We start from the raw sequence: 18,216 nt of genomic DNA on the forward strand, positions 1-18,216 counted from the left end.
TTTATGTTACATTATGAAGATAAAATTGACGAAAGATATTTAAACAGCTTGGCTCTTGCCTACATTGGCGATGCCGTATATGAAACCTATATTCGGCATCACCTCATTCAAAAAGGAGCGGTTAAGCCTCACTTTCTTCACAGAGAGGCAACGTCTTTTGTGTCGGCTAAAGCGCAAAGTAAAATCATTCATTATTTTATTGAAACCAATCAGTTGTCGGAAGAAGAATTAGCCGTCGCCCGTCGAGGCAGGAATGCAAAATCGGGTTCTGTACCAAAGAACACGGACGTACAAACCTATCGTTATGGGACAGCCTTTGAGGCATTATTCGGTTATCTATATTTAGCAAAAAGAATCGATAGGCTCGAAGCGTTAGTTGAGGCTGCCATTGAATACATTGAAGCAGAAAAAAGGGAGATGAAGTCATGAGTATGGAATATACGATCGGGAGAAACCCGGTCTTAGAAGCATTACGTTCTGAACGTGATATAAATAAAATTTGGATTGCCGAAGGTTCTCAAAAAGGACAGATGCAGCAAATTATTGCAATGGCCATTGAGCAGCAAGTATTAATACAATACGTGCCACGGAAAAAAATTGACCAAATGGTGGAGGGAATCCATCAAGGGGTTGTTGCACAAGTCGCTGCATACGATTATGCAGAAATTGACGATTTATTTGCCTTAGCGGAATCAAGAAATGAAGCACCGTTCTTTATTCTGCTTGATGAAATTGAAGATCCTCACAATCTCGGTTCAATCATGAGGACTGCAGATGCAACAGGAGCTCATGGTATTTTAATCCCTAAACGAAGGGCAGTTGGCCTAACTGCAACGGTTGCTAAATCATCGACTGGAGCTATTGAATACATACCCGTAGCTCGAGTGACGAATATGGCAAGAGCTATAGATGAGTTAAAAGAACGCGGCGTTTGGATTGTAGGCACTGATGCAAAGGGAACAGATGATTACCGGAACATGGATGGCAAGATGGCAGTTGGACTTGTTATCGGCAGTGAAGGAAAAGGAATGGGTCGTTTAATCAAAGACAAATGTGATTTCCTTATTAGGATGCCAATGGTTGGAAAGGTTACTTCTCTTAACGCGTCTGTTGCAGCAAGTTTATTGATGTATGAGGTCTATCGTAAAAGAAACCCGCTGGGAGAATAGGGATGAATACCATTCTGCTGGTGGACGGTTACAACATAATCGGTGCCTGGCCGGAATTAAGAGAATTGAAGGAGCGGGATTTTGCTGCATCACGAGATCGATTGATTGAGCAGATGGCTGAATATCAGGCTTTCACAGGTATTAGGGTAATTGTTGTCTTTGATGCACAATTTGTCCAAGGAATAGAGCGGAAGTACAAAAACCACAAAATTGAAATTATTTTTACAAAAGAAAACGAAACGGCTGATGAGCGGATTGAAAAGATGGCAATCGCTCTTAATAATGTCAAAACACAAGTGCATGTAGCTACCTCGGATCTCACAGAACAATGGGTCATTTTTGGACGAGGAGCCTTACGTATATCTGCACGCGAACTCCTAATTGAGATGGAACAAATTCATCGAGATATTGAAAAAGATGTCCGTGTAACGGTTAAAAAAAAGCCCGTTTCGAAGATTCCTCTAACAGATGAAGTGGCCGAAACCTTTGAAAAATGGCGTCGTGGGAAATTATGAGTTGTTGACGGACAAAATTCCTCTACTGTATAATATTGGTTAAGTATTTTGTTCGGTCAGGGGGATAAAGTGTGGGTATCAACTTCGGAATGAAACTGAATGAAAACTATTTACAGTTTGATGATGATGTATTGGTGGACTTGGTACACAAAGGGGACAGCGAAGCGCTGGATTATTTGATCCAAAAATATCGTAATTTTGTAAGGGCAAAGGCACGGACGTACTTTTTAATTGGTGCAGATAAGGAAGATATAGTCCAAGAAGGCATGATTGGTCTTTACAAGGCAATACGTGATTTTAAAGGAGATAAACTTTCTTCTTTTAAAGCGTTCGCTGAGTTGTGTATAACTCGGCAAATTATAACGGCAATTAAGACTGCTACCCGGCAAAAGCATATCCCGCTCAATTCCTATGTTTCATTGGACAAGCCTATTTATGACGAGGAGTCCGACCGCACGTTAATGGATGTTATATCAGGAACGAAGGTTCTGGATCCTGAAGAACTAATTATAAATCAAGAAGAATTCGATGATATTGAAATCAAAATGGCTGAGCTTCTAAGTGATCTGGAACGGAAGGTGTTAGCTCTGTATTTGGACGGGCAGTCATATCAAGAAATTTCTGAAGAACTAAACCGCCATGTCAAATCCATTGATAATGCGCTGCAACGTGTAAAAAGGAAGCTGGAACGCTACCTAGAGGTGAGAGAACTTACACAGTGACCGCAGATAAAGATTTTCTGTAACCGATTGACAAAAAAAGACAGCCATGATACATTTTTAACGTAAAGTTAGGATAGGTGTATTATATGAGAAAAAAGATTATTTTGGCCTGTAACGATTGCAGTTCAAGAAACTATAGCTCCGAAAGTAATAAGGAAACAAGTTCTGAACGAGTAGAAATCAAAAAATACTGCAGTACGTGCAACGCCCATACGATCCATAAAGAAACAAAATAAATAATGTTTAAATAGATTGACAGAAGCTATCGCTTGGAGGTTGCATTCATGAAACGTATTACTGACTTTTTCCGTAATGTTGCACGCGAGATGAAAAAGGTAAGCTGGCCAAAACGGAAAGAGCTTACGAAATACACAATCATCGTCATCACAACTGTGATGTTCATGGCCCTGTTCTTTACAGTGGTGGATTTTGGACTTTCTAAATTAATTCGTCTAGTTATTGAATAAGAGATTCGAAAATAAGGTATAATAGTGATAGAATCATATCAAGAAGCAAAGAAGCCCGGTGACGGGTTTTTTAATTTGTCTTTTTTCTTACAGCTGCAAAGGCGGATAGATTGTTAGTAATAGAGACATGCAGCAGATAGATATAATAGCAACAATCATAAATGTTATCTTACGGGGAGGGAAGGACGAACTAGTCCTAGTAAAAATGGAAAAAAATTGGTACGTCGTACACACTTATTCTGGTTATGAAAATAAGGTGAAGGCAAATCTTGAAAAACGAGTAGAAACGATGGGGATGGAAGATAAGATCTTCCGTGTAGTTGTTCCTGAAGAAGAAGAAACTGAAGTAAAAGACGGCAAGAAAAAAGTTGTTAAGAGAAAAGTATTCCCTGGTTATGTATTGGTTGAAATCATCATGACGGATGATTCATGGTATGTTGTTCGTAATACACCAGGAGTAACTGGTTTCGTTGGCTCTTCAGGTGCGGGTTCAAAACCAACGCCGCTTCTTGATGAGGAAATCGAGGTCGTTCTTAAACGTATGGGTGTGAATGAACAACGCTATGAAGTCGATTATGAAGTCGGCGATACGGTTCAGGTTAAAGAAGGTCCATTTGCTACCTTTGCAGGTGCTATTGAAGAACTGGACAAAGATAAAGGCAAGGTACGAGTTCTTGTTAATATGTTCGGTCGTGACACCCCGGTAGAACTAGACTTTAACCAGGTGGAAAAAATATAATTTGAAAAAACTTGAATTCTTATTTTGAAAGTGATAAAATTTTAAAGGTCAGTATGTTTACATTACAGACCTGATTTAGGAAAACATTCTTTATTTTATTATTATAACTATAAAGAATATAGATGAGTGGGAGGGGAAAACCCCTATTACCACATCACGGACTTAGACTTATAAGGAGGTGTGTCTCGTGGCTAAAAAAGTAATTAAAATGGTTAAATTGCAAATTCCTGCTGGAAAAGCAAATCCGGCACCGCCAGTTGGTCCTGCACTTGGTCAAGCTGGAGTTAACATCATGGGATTCTGTAAGGAGTTCAACGCTCGTACAGCAGACCAAGCGGGTCTTATTATTCCAGTTGAAATTACGGTATTCGAAGACCGTTCATTTACATTTATAACAAAGACTCCACCTGCTGCTGTTTTACTTAAAAAAGCAGCTGGAATCGAATCTGGTTCTGGTGAACCTAACCGTGTTAAAGTTGCTGTAGTCAAGCGTGATCAAGTACGCGAGATTGCTGAAACTAAAATGCCCGATCTAAACGCTGCAAACGTTGAGTCTGCAATGCGTATGGTTGAAGGTACTGCTCGCAGCATGGGTATTACAATCGAAGATTGATTCGTGCTTAAGTAAGTGTTCTACGGGGTTGCGACTGATACTCGCAACCTTTATTCGTGGGAGGTTATTCCGTTAAAACCACAATCTAGGAGGATTATATATCATGGCTAAAAAAGGTAAAAAGTATCTTGAAGCAGTAAAGTTAATTGACAACTCTAAAGCTTATGCAGTTGCAGAAGCAGTAGAACTTGCTAAAAAGACTAGTTTTGTAAATTTCGATGCAACTGTTGAAGTAGCATTCCGTCTGGGTGTTGACCCTAAGAAAGCTGACCAGCAAATTCGTGGAGCAGTAGTGCTTCCAAACGGAACTGGTAAAACTCAACGCGTTTTAGTATTTGCTAAAGGTGAAAAAGCTAAAGAAGCTGAAGCAGCTGGTGCTGATTACTTTGGTGATACTGACTACATCGAAAAGATCCAAAAAGGTTGGTTTGATTTCGACGTAATCGTTGCTACTCCAGATATGATGGGTGAAGTTGGTAAACTTGGACGCGTATTAGGACCAAAAGGCTTAATGCCGAATCCTAAAACGGGAACAGTTACTTTCGACGTAACGAAAGCTGTTAACGAAATTAAAGCTGGTAAAGTTGAATACCGTGTTGATAAAACAGGTATCATCCACGCTCCTATTGGTAAAGCTTCTTTCGAAGACAACAAACTTGTTGAAAACTTTACAACAATTTATGATACATTAATCAAAGCAAAACCAGCGGCTGCTAAAGGAACTTACATGAAGAACGTTTCTGTAACAACTACAATGGGTCCTGGTGTGAAAGTAGATCCTTCTTCTTTCTAAAAAGTAATTGACATAACAAAGACATTGTTGTTATAATATGTTTTGTTGTGAATAATTGAATACCATTTGTACCGTAGACAGCAGGAGCTCTTTTGAGCTTAATATCCTGCCGAGGTAATTCGATAAATAGTCATTGACTATGAACTTGTAATTACTGCCTCCATGTCTGCAAGATATGGGGGCATTTTCTTTGACCGGTATAAATGTTTTCAAGCAAATCTAACAGGAGGTGTAAGGATGAGCGCCATTATTGAACAAAAGGTTAAACTGGTTGATGAGATTACTGAGAAGTTAACAGCCAGCCAATCAACTGTTGTTGTTGATTACCGCGGTCTAACTGTTTCTGAACTAACAGAACTGCGTAAACAACTTCGTGAAGCCGGCGTTGAGTTTAAAGTATACAAAAACTCAATGGTTCGTCGTGCTGCTGAAGCAGCTGAACTTTCTGGTTTAGTTGACTCTCTAACTGGTCCAAATGCAATTGCATTCTCTAACGAAGATGTTATTGCTCCAGCGAAAATCCTTAATGATTTCGCGAAGAAACATGAAGCATTAGAAATTAAATCCGGAGTTATTGAAGGTAATGTTGCATCTGCTGAAGAAATCAAAGCACTTGCAGAACTACCATCACGCGAAGGCTTGCTTTCTATGCTGCTTAGTGTGCTACAAGCACCTATGCGCGGTCTTGCTCTTGCTGCAAAAGCTGTTGCAGATCAAAAAGAAGAACAAGGCGCGTAAGCTAATTCTTTTGTAATTAATAAAAAAAACCCATACCTTTAGGAGGAAATATACAATGACTAAAGATCAAATCATTGAAGCAGTTAAAAATATGACTGTTTTAGAATTAAACGACCTTGTAAAAGCAATCGAAGAAGAATTTGGCGTAACTGCTGCTGCTCCTGTAGCTGTAGCTGGCGGAGCTGACGCTGGTGCTGCTGAAGAGCAAACTGAATTTGAAGTTATCCTTACATCTGCTGGAGACCAAAAAATCAAAGTTATCAAAGCTGTTCGCGAAATCACAGGCCTAGGTCTTAAAGAAGCTAAAGAAGTTGTTGATAACGCACCAAAAACTGTTAAAGACGATGTTTCTAAAGCTGATGCTGAAGAAATCAAAGCTAAACTTGAAGAAGTTGGAGCTGGCGTTGAAGTTAAGTAATTCTTTCTGAAAAAAAGCTCGCTGAAATTTGGCGGGCTTTTTTTCGCTTACTAAATCCAGTACCATGAAGGCTGTTCCAGAAAGCGAAGCTATTGCTATCCATCACATGGAAAACAAACTCCTTACTCTTCAATAACCTTCTCTCTTAATAATCTTCAACTATTTCTTTCTATAAGGAGGAGATGACCCTGGCAGATCATTACTACACAAAAAAGCCGGATGTCGAAAGCAATCCGAAATATTGGGACTATACGTTAAGAGGACGCAGTTTTCGCTTTAAAAGTGATAACGGTGTATTCTCAAAAAACGATATTGATTTTGGTTCCCGCCTCTTAATTGAAACCTTTACGCTTGATGAAGAGCTAGAAGGGGATATCCTCGATGTTGGATGCGGCTATGGCCCTATCGGATTATCCATTGCGGCATCATATCCCGAAAAAAACATAGAAATGATCGATATTAACAGCAGAGCAGTAGAGCTAGCCAAGGAAAATGCTGAATTGAACCGCATTAGAAATGTTATGGTTCATGAAAGTGATCGTCTTGAAGGAGTAACATCTACTCGATTATCTGCCGTTCTAACCAATCCGCCTATCAGGGCTGGAAAAAATGTAGTTCATGCAATTCTTACCGAAAGTTTTCAACGCCTAATTCCAGGTGGAGTGCTTTGGGTAGTTATCCAAAAGAAACAAGGAGCGCCTTCAGCTATGGAAAAGATGGAGAATCTCTTTGGAAACGTTGAAGTAGCAGCAAAAAGCAAGGGTTATTTTATTCTTGTATCTAAAAAAGTTTGACTCTGTTTTTTTGCTATGTTAGTATTATAAAATGCATATATATAATTCCTTTACTATGCAATTTTTATACTTCTTAAGTATAGACATTGGTTAAAATGGGAAAAATATATAAATAATAGTTCGTTTTATGAGAAATAGTGGTTTTTATAATGAAAACCATTTTCTTTTTGTCTGAGGAATTTTGCAGTTTCCGAAGCAAATAGATCCTTATTAACGCTTGATTTAAGGGGTGAATCAGTTGACAGGTCAACTTGTTCAGTATGGACGGCACCGCCAACGTAGAAGTTATGCAAGAATTAGTGAGGTTTTGGAATTACCAAACCTAATTGAAATTCAAACAGCTTCGTACCAGTGGTTCTTGGATGAAGGATTACGTGAAATGTTCCAGGATATTTCACCTATCGAAGATTTTACAGGTAATTTATCGTTAGATTTTATTGATTACAGCCTAGCTGATCCAAAGTATCCAGTAGAAGAAACGAAAGAGCGTGATGTAACTTATTCTGCGCCGCTTCGTGTCAAAGTACGACTGGTAAATAAAGAAACGGGAGAAGTCAAAGACCAAGATGTCTTCATGGGTGACTTCCCGCTAATGACCGAAACCGGCACCTTTGTAATTAATGGTGCGGAACGTGTTATTGTTTCACAGCTTGTTCGTTCTCCTAGTGTTTATTACAACGGGAAAATGGATAAGAACGGTAAACGTGGATTTACAGCTACTGTCATTCCGAACCGTGGTGCTTGGCTTGAGTTTGAAACTGATGCCAAAGATGTCGTTTATGTAAGAATTGACCGTACTAGAAAATTACCGATTACTGTATTGTTACGTGCCCTTGGGTTCGGAACAGACCAAGAAATCATTGATTTAATTGGTGATAACGAATACATCAGAAACACGCTTGAAAAAGATAACACTGAGAGTGTGGATAAAGCACTTTTAGAAATCTATGAGCGTTTGCGTCCAGGAGAACCACCAACTGTTGAAAATGCGAAAAGCCTTATGGTTACACGCTTCTTTGACCCTAAACGTTATGATTTAGCGAATGTTGGTCGTTACAAAATTAATAAAAAGCTTCATATTAAAAACCGTTTGCTCGGCCAGCGTATTGCAGAAACGTTAATTGATCCTGAAACAGGTGAAATAATCGTTGAATCCGGTACAGTGCTTGATCGACGTATTTTAGACCGGATTATTCCGTTTCTTGAAGCTGGAATTGGAAATAAATCTTATCAGCCAGTGGGCGGCGTAGTAGAGGAAGATACCATTCTTCAACCTATTAAAGTATATGCTCCTATTGATCCTGATGGAGAAAAAGTGATTAATATCATTGGTAACGCTAATGTTTCAACTAAAGTGAAAAACATTACGCCAGCTGATATTATTTCATCAATTAGTTACTTCTTTAACTTGCTTCATGGTGTCGGAATCACAGATGATATTGATCATTTGGGTAACCGCCGTCTTCGTTCTGTAGGAGAATTGCTTCAAAATCAATTTAGAATTGGTTTGTCACGGATGGAACGTGTTGTTCGTGAAAGAATGTCTATTCAAGATACAAATACAATCACACCACAGCAGTTAATCAATATCCGACCTGTTATTGCCTCTATTAAAGAGTTCTTTGGCAGCTCGCAGTTGTCTCAGTTCATGGACCAAACAAATCCGTTAGCAGAATTGACGCATAAACGTCGTCTGTCAGCGCTTGGACCCGGTGGTTTAACAAGGGAACGTGCTGGATTCGAAGTACGTGACGTTCACTATTCCCACTATGGTCGTATGTGTCCGATTGAAACGCCTGAGGGACCGAATATTGGATTAATTAACTCCTTATCGAGTTATGCAAAAGTTAACCCATTTGGGTTTATTGAAACACCTTTCCGTCGGGTTGACCCGGAAACAGGGAAGGTAACTAGTAGAATTGATTACCTAACTGCTGATGAAGAAGATAACTATGTAACCGCACAAGCAAACGTAAAATTGTCTGATGATGGTTCATTCCTTGATGACAAAGTCGTTGCTCGTTTCCGTGGTGAGAACACTGTTGTTCCACGTGACCGTGTCGATTACATGGATGTTTCTCCTAAGCAGGTTGTGTCAGCTGCGACGGCTTGTATTCCATTCCTTGAGAATGATGACTCCAACCGTGCTCTTATGGGAGCGAACATGCAGCGTCAAGCAGTGCCTTTAATGCAGCCTGAAGCACCAAGGGTAGGTACAGGTATGGAGTATGTGTCAGCGAAAGATTCTGGTGCTGCTGTTATCTGTAAACAGCCTGGTATCGTAGAGCATGTTGAATCCCGTGAAGTTTGGGTACGACGTGTCAGCGAAGTAGACGGTAAACAAGTAAAAGGTAACCTTGATAAATACCGTATGCAGAAATTTATTCGTTCCAATCAGGGAACTTGTTATAACCAACGTCCGATTGTAAGTGTTGGAGATGAAGTTGTTAGAGGAGAAATCCTTGCAGATGGACCTTCAATGGAAAAAGGCGAATTGGCACTAGGCCGAAACGTACTTGTTGCATTCATGACTTGGGATGGTTACAACTATGAAGATGCGATTATTATGAGTGAACGTCTTGTAAAAGATGATGTTTATACATCGATCCATATTGAAGAATATGAATCAGAATCTCGTGATACGAAGCTTGGACCTGAGGAAATTACGAGAGACATACCAAACGTAGGGGAAGACGCTTTGCGCAACCTCGATGAACGCGGTATTATCCGTATTGGTGCTGAAGTAAAAGACGGAGATTTACTTGTTGGGAAAGTAACACCTAAAGGTGTAACTGAACTTACAGCTGAAGAACGTCTACTACACGCTATCTTTGGTGAAAAAGCTCGTGAAGTTCGTGATACATCCCTTCGCGTACCACATGGCGGCGGCGGAATTGTACATGATGTTAAAGTGTTTAATCGAGAAGATGGAGATGAACTTCCACCAGGTGTTAACCAGCTTGCCCGTGTTTATATCGTTCAAAAACGTAAAATACACGAAGGCGATAAAATGGCTGGACGACATGGTAACAAAGGTGTAATCTCTCGTATCCTTCCTGAAGAAGATATGCCTTATATGCCGGATGGCACTCCAGTCGACATCATGTTGAACCCATTAGGCGTTCCATCACGTATGAACATTGGTCAGGTATTAGAACTTCACTTAGGTATGGCAGCTCGTTCACTAGATATTCATGTAGCGTCACCAGTATTTGATGGTGCTCGTGAGGAAGATGTATGGGAAACAATTGAAGAAGCTGGAATGGCTCGTGACGCGAAGACTGTCCTTTATGATGGTCGTAACGGTGAACCATTTGATAACCGTGTATCAGTCGGAATCATGTATATGATTAAACTGGCTCACATGGTTGATGATAAACTTCATGCTCGTTCAACTGGACCATACTCACTTGTAACGCAACAGCCACTGGGCGGTAAAGCACAGTTTGGCGGACAGCGTTTCGGTGAAATGGAAGTTTGGGCACTTGAAGCGTATGGTGCAGCTTATACACTTCAAGAAATTCTTACTGTTAAATCCGATGACGTTGTGGGCCGTGTGAAAACATATGAAGCAATTGTTAAAGGTGAAAATGTACCAGAACCAGGTGTTCCTGAATCATTCAAAGTATTAATTAAAGAACTTCAAAGTTTAGGATTAGATGTTAAAATCATGAACGCTGAAGATCGTGAAATTGAAATGCGTGATTTAGAAGATGATGAGGATGTAAACCAAGCAGATTCATTGAACATCGAATTAGATACTAAAGACGCAGCTCCACAAGGTGCTGGGCTTAAAACAAACGCGATTATAACTGAATAATTCATTGATTGAGCCAAAATCCTTTCCGCTTAGCCGGCAGCGGACCCTGATAATGAACAGGGCTGCTGCTGGCTTAAGCTGATTGTAGTACGAAACATCCGACGGGGTAAAAGCAACACCGCCTGGTGCATGTCCGTTTATATAAGTAAGTTGTTGAAAGAACCTGGAGATCAAAAGGGAGGTAGGCCCCTTGTTAGACGTTAATAATTTTGAGTATATGAAAATTGGTCTAGCATCACCGGACAAGATTCGTTCTTGGTCCCATGGTGAAGTTAAGAAACCAGAAACCATTAACTATCGTACATTGAAACCTGAAAAAGACGGTCTGTTTTGTGAGAGAATATTTGGACCACAAAAAGATTGGGAATGTCATTGCGGAAAATACAAACGTGTTCGCTATAAAGGCGTAGTTTGTGACCGTTGTGGTGTAGAAGTAACTCGTGCGAAGGTCCGCCGCGAACGGATGGGCCACATTGAACTAGCTGCTCCTGTATCACACATCTGGTATTTCAAAGGAATCCCAAGCCGGATGGGTCTCGTATTAGATATGTCTCCACGTGCTTTGGAAGAGATCATTTACTTTGCATCATACGTAGTCACTGAAACAGGCGATACTTCTTTAGAAAAGAAACAACTTCTTTCTGAAAAAGAATACCGCGCATACCGTGAAAAATACGGTAAGAAGTTCCAAGCTGCAATGGGTGCCGAAGCTATCAAAAAACTCTTACAAGATATTGATACTGAAAAAGAAGGCGAAGCCTTGAAGGAAGAGCTTAAAACAGCTCAAGGCCAACGTAGAACTCGGGCAATTAAACGCCTAGAGGTACTAGAAGCTTTCCGTAATTCTGGAAATGAACCATCTTGGATGATCCTTGATGTTCTGCCAGTTATTCCTCCTGAACTTCGTCCGATGGTGCAATTAGATGGTGGACGTTTTGCAACATCTGATTTGAACGATCTTTACCGTCGCGTTATTAACCGGAATAATCGCTTAAAGAGACTATTAGACCTTGGAGCTCCGAGTATCATTGTTCAAAATGAAAAACGGATGCTGCAAGAAGCTGTAGATGCTCTAATCGATAACGGTCGCCGCGGCCGTCCAGTTACAGGACCAGGTAATCGTCCGCTTAAATCATTGTCACATATGTTAAAAGGTAAACAAGGACGTTTCCGTCAGAATCTACTTGGTAAACGCGTAGATTACTCTGGCCGTTCGGTAATTGTTGTTGGACCAAACTTAAAAATGTATCAGTGTGGGTTACCAAAGGAAATGGCGATTGAATTATTTAAGCCGTTCGTAATGAAGGAGCTTGTTCAAAAAGGACTTGCACACAACATTAAATCGGCAAAACGTAAAATCGAACGTCTATCTCCAGAGATATGGGATGTACTTGAAGAAGTTATTAGAGAACACCCTGTACTGTTAAACCGTGCACCAACATTGCATAGACTTGGTATCCAAGCCTTTGAACCAACCTTAGTAGAAGGACGCGCAATTCGCCTTCATCCGTTAGTATGTACTGCATACAATGCGGATTTTGATGGTGACCAAATGGCCGTCCACGTTCCGTTATCATCTGAAGCTCAAGCTGAAGCACGTCTTTTGATGCTTGCTGCGCAGAACATCTTGAATCCTAAAGATGGTAAGCCAGTTGTTACCCCTTCACAGGATATGGTTTTAGGAAACTACTACCTAACCTTAGAAAGAGAAGGCGTAATGGGAGAAGGCATGATCTTTAAAGATACAAGCGAAGCTCTAATTGCGTACCAAAATGGATATGTACATCTTCATTCTCGTGTAGCAGTTGCAGCCTCTTCTATGAATAACGAAACATTCACTGAAGAACAAAACAAACAGCTCTTGATTACAACAGTAGGAAAAATGATCTTCAATGAAATTTTACCTAAATCGTTCCCGTATATTAATGAACCTACATCATATAACTTGGAAGTGAAAACGCCTGAGCATTATTTTGTTGAAAAAGGTGCAAATATTCCTGAACTGATTAAGGCACAACCAATTGTAGAGCCATTCAAGAAGAAAATTCTTGGGAATATTATTGCTGAAGTCTTCAAACGCTTCAAAATCACAGAAACATCTAAAATGCTTGACCGTATGAAAAACCTTGGTTTCAAACACTCGACTAAAGCTGGAATTACAGTTGGTGTCGCAGATATTGTTGTACTAAGTGAGAAACAAGAAATTATCACTGAAGCACAGATTAAAGTCGATAATGTTATGAAGCAGTTCAGACGTGGTCTTATCACTGAAGACGAACGTTATGATCGAGTCATTTCGATTTGGAGTGCGGCTAAGGATACAATTCAGTCTAAACTGATGAATTCTCTTGATCGTCATAATCCAATCTTCATGATGAGTGATTCTGGTGCCCGTGGTAACGCATCTAACTTTACACAGTTAGCTGGTATGCGCGGACTGATGGCCAACCCGGCTGGACGTATCATTGAATTACCGATTAAATCAAGTTTCCGAGAAGGCTTAACAGTTCTTGAATACTTCATCTCAACACATGGTGCTCGTAAAGGTCTTGCGGATACAGCATTGAAAACAGCTGACTCAGGTTACCTGACACGACGTCTAGTTGATGTAGCACAAGATGTTATTATTAGAGACGATGATTGTGGAACAGATAGAGGTCTCTTGATTTCTCCGCTTAGAGAAGGTACTGAAATCATTGAAACACTTGAAGAACGTCTGATTGGCCGTTATGCACGTAAGGCGATTAGACATCCAGAGACAAATGAGCTGATTGTAGCTCAAAATGATTTAATTACTGAGGATCTTGCGAAGTACATTCAAGATGCTGGTATTGAACAAGCATGGATTCGTTCTGCATTTACGTGTAATACAAGTCATGGTGTTTGTAAGAAATGTTATGGACGTAACTTGGCTACAGGTCAAGAAGTTGAAGTTGGCGAAGCTGTGGGAATCATTGCTGCCCAATCTATCGGTGAGCCAGGTACACAGTTAACAATGCGTACCTTCCATACAGGTGGTGTGGCCGGAGATGATATCACACAAGGTCTTCCTCGTATCCAAGAAATATTTGAAGCTCGTAATCCTAAAGGGCAAGCCATTATTTCTGAGATAGAAGGAACGGTCGTTTCGATTAACGAAATCCGTGATAAACAACAAGAGATTGTTGTTCAAGGGGCAATCGAATCACGTACGTATACTGCACCTTATACAGCCCGTTTAAAAGTGACTGTTGATACGCAAGTACGTCGTGGTGAAGAATTAACAGAAGGATCAATTGATCCGAAAGAACTGTTAAAAGTAACCAATGTTCTTACTGTTCAAGAATACCTGCTTCATGAAGTTCAAAAGGTATATCGGATGCAGGGTGTTGAAATTGGCGATAAACATATCGAAGTTATGGTTAGACAAATGCTTCGTAAGGTACGTGTAAATGATGCAGGGGATACAGATGTTCTTCCGGGAACGCTGCTTGACGTGAATCAATTTACTACTGCTAATACAAGTGCAGTTGTTGGCGGGAAAACACCAGCTACTGGTCGTCCAGTCTTACTCGGTATTACAAAAGCATCACTTGAAACAGATTCATTCTTATCGGCTGCGTCGTTCCAAGAAACGACAAGAGTACTCACAGATGCTGCAATTAAAGGTAAACGTGATGAATTGCTCGGCCTGAAGGAGAACGTAATCATCGGTAAACTGATCCCAGCTGGTACAGGAATGCTTCGTTACAGAAAAGCAAACCCGGTTTTAGCAGATGGAACAGTTGAAGATACTGTTTCTGTAGACTAACAAAACATGCTGGCTCGTAGATGTTAACCTTTAAGATTGGTAATAGGGTGTTAATTCACCTTATTATCAATTGGTCAGCAGATACGAGTCAGCAATATTTTACGATTGGAAATCCACTTGCTAGATTTATTTCACAAAGTCGGGTTGACAGTGTGAACATAAAGATGATATTATAGCAAAGGTGCTCCTATGATACCCTGTAACTTTGGAGGATATGAAATATGTCTTATGAAAAAGTATTACAGGCAAAGTCAGTTGTTATAGGAACAAAACAGACAGTGAGAGCTCTTAAAAACAATATGATTGTTGAAGTGTTCATTGCTGAGGATGCTGATCCTTTTATAACATCCCGGGTAGCGATGACATCCCGCGAATTAAATGTTCCAATCACATATGTTGATTCGATGCGTTTGCTTGGAAAAGCATGCGGCATAGATGTCGGAGCAGCAACTGTTGCCATTAAAAAGTAAAACTGTTTTTGCAGAATAGACTGCAAGAACTTTGTTTTTACCCAATTATGAACCACCTGGATGTGTGGTTCTAGATGAAAAAATGAAGGGAGGAAAAAATAATGCCTACTATTAATCAATTAGTTCGTAACGGTCGTGTATCTAAGATCGTAAAGTCAGGATCTCCTGCACTTAATAAAGGCTTTAACAGCTTTAAAAAAGCTCAAACAAATGCAACATCACCGCAAAAACGTGGGGTATGTACTCGTGTTGGTACAATGACACCTAAAAAACCTAACTCCGCATTACGTAAATATGCGCGTGTTCGTTTAACAAATGGTATCGAAGTTACAGCATATATCCCAGGTATCGGTCACAACCTACAAGAACATAGTGTTGTACTTATCCGCGGAGGACGTGTAAAAGATTTACCAGGAGTTCGTTACCACATCGTTCGTGGAGCGCTTGATACTGCTGGAGTACAAAATCGTATGCAAAGCCGTTCTAAATACGGTACTAAGCGTCCGAAAGCTGCAAAAAAATAATAATAAACTAGCAAGCTTACCGAAAGGAGGAAAAACACATGCCACGTAAAGGTCCTGTAACAAAAAGAGACGTATTACCAGATCCAATTTATAATTCAAAACTTGTGACTCGTTTAATCAACAAAATGATGGTTGACGGACAAAGAGGTAAATCACAAAAAATTCTTTACTCTGCATTTGATTTAATTCAAGAGCGCTCTGGCAACAACCCAATTGAAGTGTTTGATCAAGCACTTAAAAATATCATGCCGGTATTAGAAGTTAAAGCACGCCGAGTAGGTGGAGCTAACTATCAAGTACCAATCGAGGTGCGTCCTGATAGACGTTCAACTCTAGGCCTTCGTTGGTTAGTTAACTATTCTCGTCTTCGTGGAGAAAAAACGATGGAAGAACGTTTAGCTAACGAAATCATGGATGCTGCTAACAACACTGGCGGTTCTGTTAAGAAACGCGAAGATACACACAAAATGGCTGAAGCTAACAAAGCATTCGCTCATTATCGTTGGTAGAATTCACACTATAAAAAGATACCTAAACCAGAAGGGAGAAAGACCAAATGGCAAGAAAGTTCTCCTTAGCAAATACTCGTAATATTGGTATCATGGCACATATTGATGCTGGTAAAACGACAACTACAGAGCGTGTGCTTTATTACACCGGTAAGATTCACAAAATCGGTGAAACCCATGAAGGTGCATCTCAGATGGACTGGATGGAGCAAGAACAAGAACGTGGTATTACAATTACTTCTGCTGCAACTACAGCAGAATGGAAAGACCACCGCGTAAACATCATCGATACACCAGGTCACGTGGATTTCACTGTTGAAGTTGAACGTTCACTTCGTGTACTTGATGGTGCAGTAGCAGTTCTTGATGCTCAATCAGGCGTAGAACCGCAAACAGAAACTGTTTGGCGCCAGGCTACTACTTACGGGGTTCCTCGTGTAGTATTCGTAAACAAAATGGATAAAATCGGTGCTGATTTCCTATATTCTGTAGGAACTATCCATGATCGTCTTCAGGCTAATGCACATCCAATTCAACTTCCAATTGGTGCAGAAGATGATTTCTCTGCAATCATTGACCTTGTGGAAATGAACGCTGTTTTCTATGGTAATGACCTTGGAACTGATATTACAGTTGGAGAAATTCCTGAAGAACATAAAGAATTAGCAGAAGAGTGGCGTGAAAAGTTACTTGAAGCTGTTGCTGAACTTGATGAAACCTTAATGGAGAAATTCCTTAACGGAGAAGAAATTACTAAAGCAGAACTAAAAGCTGCTATCCGTAAAGGTACTGTTAACGTTGAATTCTACCCAGTAATCTGTGGTTCTGCATTCAAAAACAAAGGTGTTCAATTAATGCTTGATGCAGTAGTGGACTACCTTCCATCACCACTGGATGTACCAGCTATCACTGGAACACTTCCAGACAGTGAGGAAACAGTTGAGCGTCATCCTGACGACAGCGAACCATTCGCAGCACTTGCGTTTAAAGTTATGACGGACCCTTATGTTGGTAAGCTAACATTCTTCCGTGTATACTCTGGAACATTGAACTCAGGTTCATATGTTAAAAACTCTACTAAAGGTAAGCGTGAGCGCGTAGGACGTATCCTGCAAATGCATGCTAACTCTCGTGAAGAGATTTCAGTAGTTTACGCTGGGGATATTGCAGCTGCTGTTGGTCTTAAAGATACTACTACTGGAGACACTATCTGTGATGAAAAGGATCTAGTTATCCTTGAGTCTATGGTATTCCCAGAACCAGTTATCTCGCTTTCAATTGAGCCAAAATCAAAGGCTGACCAAGATAAAATGACTACTGCACTACAAAAACTTCAAGAAGAAGATCCTACATTCCGTGCACATACTGACCAGGAAACTGGACAAGTTATCATCGCTGGTATGGGTGAACTTCACTTAGATATTCTTGTAGACCGTATGCGTCGTGAATTCAAGGTTGAAGCTAATGTTGGTGCTCCACAAGTTGCATACCGTGAAACTTTCCGTGCATCAGCTAAGGTTGAAGGTAAGTTTGTACGTCAATCAGGCGGACGCGGACAATTCGGACACGTTTGGATTGAATTTGGTCCAAACGAAGAAGGAAAAGGTTTCGAATTCGAAAATGCGGTTGTTGGTGGAGTAGTTCCACGTGAATACATTCCTGCTGTTCAAGCTGGTCTTGTTGACTCTCTTGATAGAGGTGTACTTGCTGGATATCCTTTAGTTGATATTAAAGCAAAACTTTATGATGGTTCTTACCATGATGTTGACTCCAACGAAATGGCATTTAAAATTGCTGCTTCAATGGCACTTAAAAATGCAGCATCAAAATGTAAGCCTGTCATTCTTGAGCCAGTTATGAAAGTTGAAGTTGTTATTCCTGAAGAGTACATGGGCGACATTATGGGTGATATTACATCACGCCGTGGCCGTGTAGAAGGTATGGAAGCTCGTGGAAACACGCAAATGGTTAAATCCATGGTTCCATTATCTGAAATGTTCGGTTATGCAACATCACTTCGTTCTAATACTCAAGGACGCGGAACATTCTCTATGCACTTTGACCATTATGAAGAAGTGCCGAAGAGTATTTCTGAAGAAATCATTAAAAAAAATAAAGGTGAATAATTGATTTTC

Annotated in this window: 18 protein-coding genes and 1 other annotated feature; all 18 genes read left to right on the forward strand. The window is 40.3% G+C overall.

Going from position 1 to position 18,216, the window contains the following annotated elements; translation table 11 throughout:
* The first annotated feature begins 3 nt into the window (after positions 1-3).
* The 18 genes from MHI18_RS11805 (at position 4) to fusA (ending at position 18,207) form a co-directional block, all read left to right on the forward strand.
* On the forward strand, positions 4-429 hold the full coding sequence (locus MHI18_RS11805) for a Mini-ribonuclease 3 (RefSeq protein WP_340847687.1): 426 nt from the start codon (positions 4-6) through the stop codon (positions 427-429).
* Positions 426-1,169 (forward strand): 23S rRNA (guanosine(2251)-2'-O)-methyltransferase RlmB, encoded by a 744-nt coding sequence (gene rlmB / locus MHI18_RS11810; protein ID WP_340847688.1) that lies wholly within the window; start codon positions 426-428, stop codon positions 1,167-1,169. Before MHI18_RS11805 ends, rlmB begins: the two co-directional genes overlap by 4 nt.
* A 2-nt stretch (positions 1,170-1,171) precedes the next feature.
* Positions 1,172-1,684: an NYN domain-containing protein gene (locus tag MHI18_RS11815; RefSeq protein ID WP_340847689.1), complete on the forward strand. Its 513-nt coding sequence runs from the start codon at positions 1,172-1,174 to the stop codon at positions 1,682-1,684.
* Positions 1,685-1,773: 89 nt separating this feature from the next.
* Positions 1,774-2,406, forward strand: a complete 633-nt coding sequence (sigH, locus tag MHI18_RS11820; RefSeq protein WP_161629093.1) for an RNA polymerase sporulation sigma factor SigH — start codon at positions 1,774-1,776, stop codon at positions 2,404-2,406.
* An 86-nt stretch (positions 2,407-2,492) separates the two neighbouring features.
* On the forward strand, positions 2,493-2,642 hold the full coding sequence (gene rpmG / locus MHI18_RS11825) for a 50S ribosomal protein L33 (protein ID WP_081704729.1): 150 nt from the start codon (positions 2,493-2,495) through the stop codon (positions 2,640-2,642).
* Between the two features lie 48 nt (positions 2,643-2,690).
* A complete protein-coding gene (gene secE, locus MHI18_RS11830; RefSeq protein ID WP_340847690.1) occupies positions 2,691-2,873 on the forward strand; it encodes a preprotein translocase subunit SecE in 183 nt (60 codons plus the stop codon).
* A gap of 205 nt (positions 2,874-3,078) precedes the next feature.
* Entirely contained in the window at positions 3,079-3,612 is a 534-nt protein-coding gene (nusG, locus tag MHI18_RS11835) for a transcription termination/antitermination protein NusG (protein WP_040373021.1), read from the forward strand.
* 187 nt (positions 3,613-3,799) lie between these two features.
* Positions 3,800-4,225: a 50S ribosomal protein L11 gene (rplK, locus tag MHI18_RS11840; RefSeq protein WP_040373023.1), complete on the forward strand. Its 426-nt coding sequence runs from the start codon at positions 3,800-3,802 to the stop codon at positions 4,223-4,225.
* 103 nt (positions 4,226-4,328) lie between these two features.
* The gene (gene rplA, locus MHI18_RS11845) at positions 4,329-5,018 is read left to right on the forward strand and encodes a 50S ribosomal protein L1 (RefSeq protein WP_340847694.1); all 690 of its coding nucleotides are present in this window, start codon (positions 4,329-4,331) and stop codon (positions 5,016-5,018) included.
* A 53-nt stretch (positions 5,019-5,071) separates the two neighbouring features.
* Positions 5,072-5,216: a sequence feature (ribosomal protein L10 leader region), on the forward strand.
* Positions 5,217-5,255: 39 nt separating this feature from the next.
* Positions 5,256-5,756: a 50S ribosomal protein L10 gene (gene rplJ, locus MHI18_RS11850; RefSeq protein WP_340847696.1), complete on the forward strand. Its 501-nt coding sequence runs from the start codon at positions 5,256-5,258 to the stop codon at positions 5,754-5,756.
* Between the two features lie 55 nt (positions 5,757-5,811).
* Positions 5,812-6,174, forward strand: a complete 363-nt coding sequence (rplL, locus tag MHI18_RS11855; RefSeq protein WP_340847697.1) for a 50S ribosomal protein L7/L12 — start codon at positions 5,812-5,814, stop codon at positions 6,172-6,174.
* 188 nt (positions 6,175-6,362) lie between these two features.
* Positions 6,363-6,968 (forward strand): class I SAM-dependent methyltransferase, encoded by a 606-nt coding sequence (locus MHI18_RS11860; RefSeq protein WP_340850275.1) that lies wholly within the window; start codon positions 6,363-6,365, stop codon positions 6,966-6,968.
* Positions 6,969-7,206: 238 nt separating this feature from the next.
* Positions 7,207-10,788, forward strand: a complete 3,582-nt coding sequence (gene rpoB, locus MHI18_RS11865) for a DNA-directed RNA polymerase subunit beta (RefSeq protein ID WP_340847698.1) — start codon at positions 7,207-7,209, stop codon at positions 10,786-10,788.
* Between the two features lie 190 nt (positions 10,789-10,978).
* Complete coding sequence (gene rpoC / locus MHI18_RS11870; protein ID WP_340847699.1) at positions 10,979-14,578, forward strand: DNA-directed RNA polymerase subunit beta'; 3,600 nt, start codon at positions 10,979-10,981, stop codon at positions 14,576-14,578.
* 221 nt (positions 14,579-14,799) lie between these two features.
* Positions 14,800-15,048: a 50S ribosomal protein L7ae-like protein gene (locus MHI18_RS11875; RefSeq protein ID WP_340847701.1), complete on the forward strand. Its 249-nt coding sequence runs from the start codon at positions 14,800-14,802 to the stop codon at positions 15,046-15,048.
* A 101-nt stretch (positions 15,049-15,149) separates the two neighbouring features.
* Entirely contained in the window at positions 15,150-15,572 is a 423-nt protein-coding gene (gene rpsL, locus MHI18_RS11880; protein ID WP_040372532.1) for a 30S ribosomal protein S12, read from the forward strand.
* A gap of 38 nt (positions 15,573-15,610) precedes the next feature.
* Positions 15,611-16,081, forward strand: a complete 471-nt coding sequence (rpsG, locus tag MHI18_RS11885; RefSeq protein WP_340847702.1) for a 30S ribosomal protein S7 — start codon at positions 15,611-15,613, stop codon at positions 16,079-16,081.
* Between the two features lie 47 nt (positions 16,082-16,128).
* Positions 16,129-18,207: an elongation factor G gene (gene fusA, locus MHI18_RS11890; protein WP_340847703.1), complete on the forward strand. Its 2,079-nt coding sequence runs from the start codon at positions 16,129-16,131 to the stop codon at positions 18,205-18,207.
* Positions 18,208-18,216: the final 9 nt, after the last annotated feature.

Origin of the sequence: Peribacillus sp. FSL H8-0477, from assembly GCF_038002765.1 — a bacterium.
Lineage (GTDB): Bacteria > Bacillota > Bacilli > Bacillales > DSM-1321 > Peribacillus.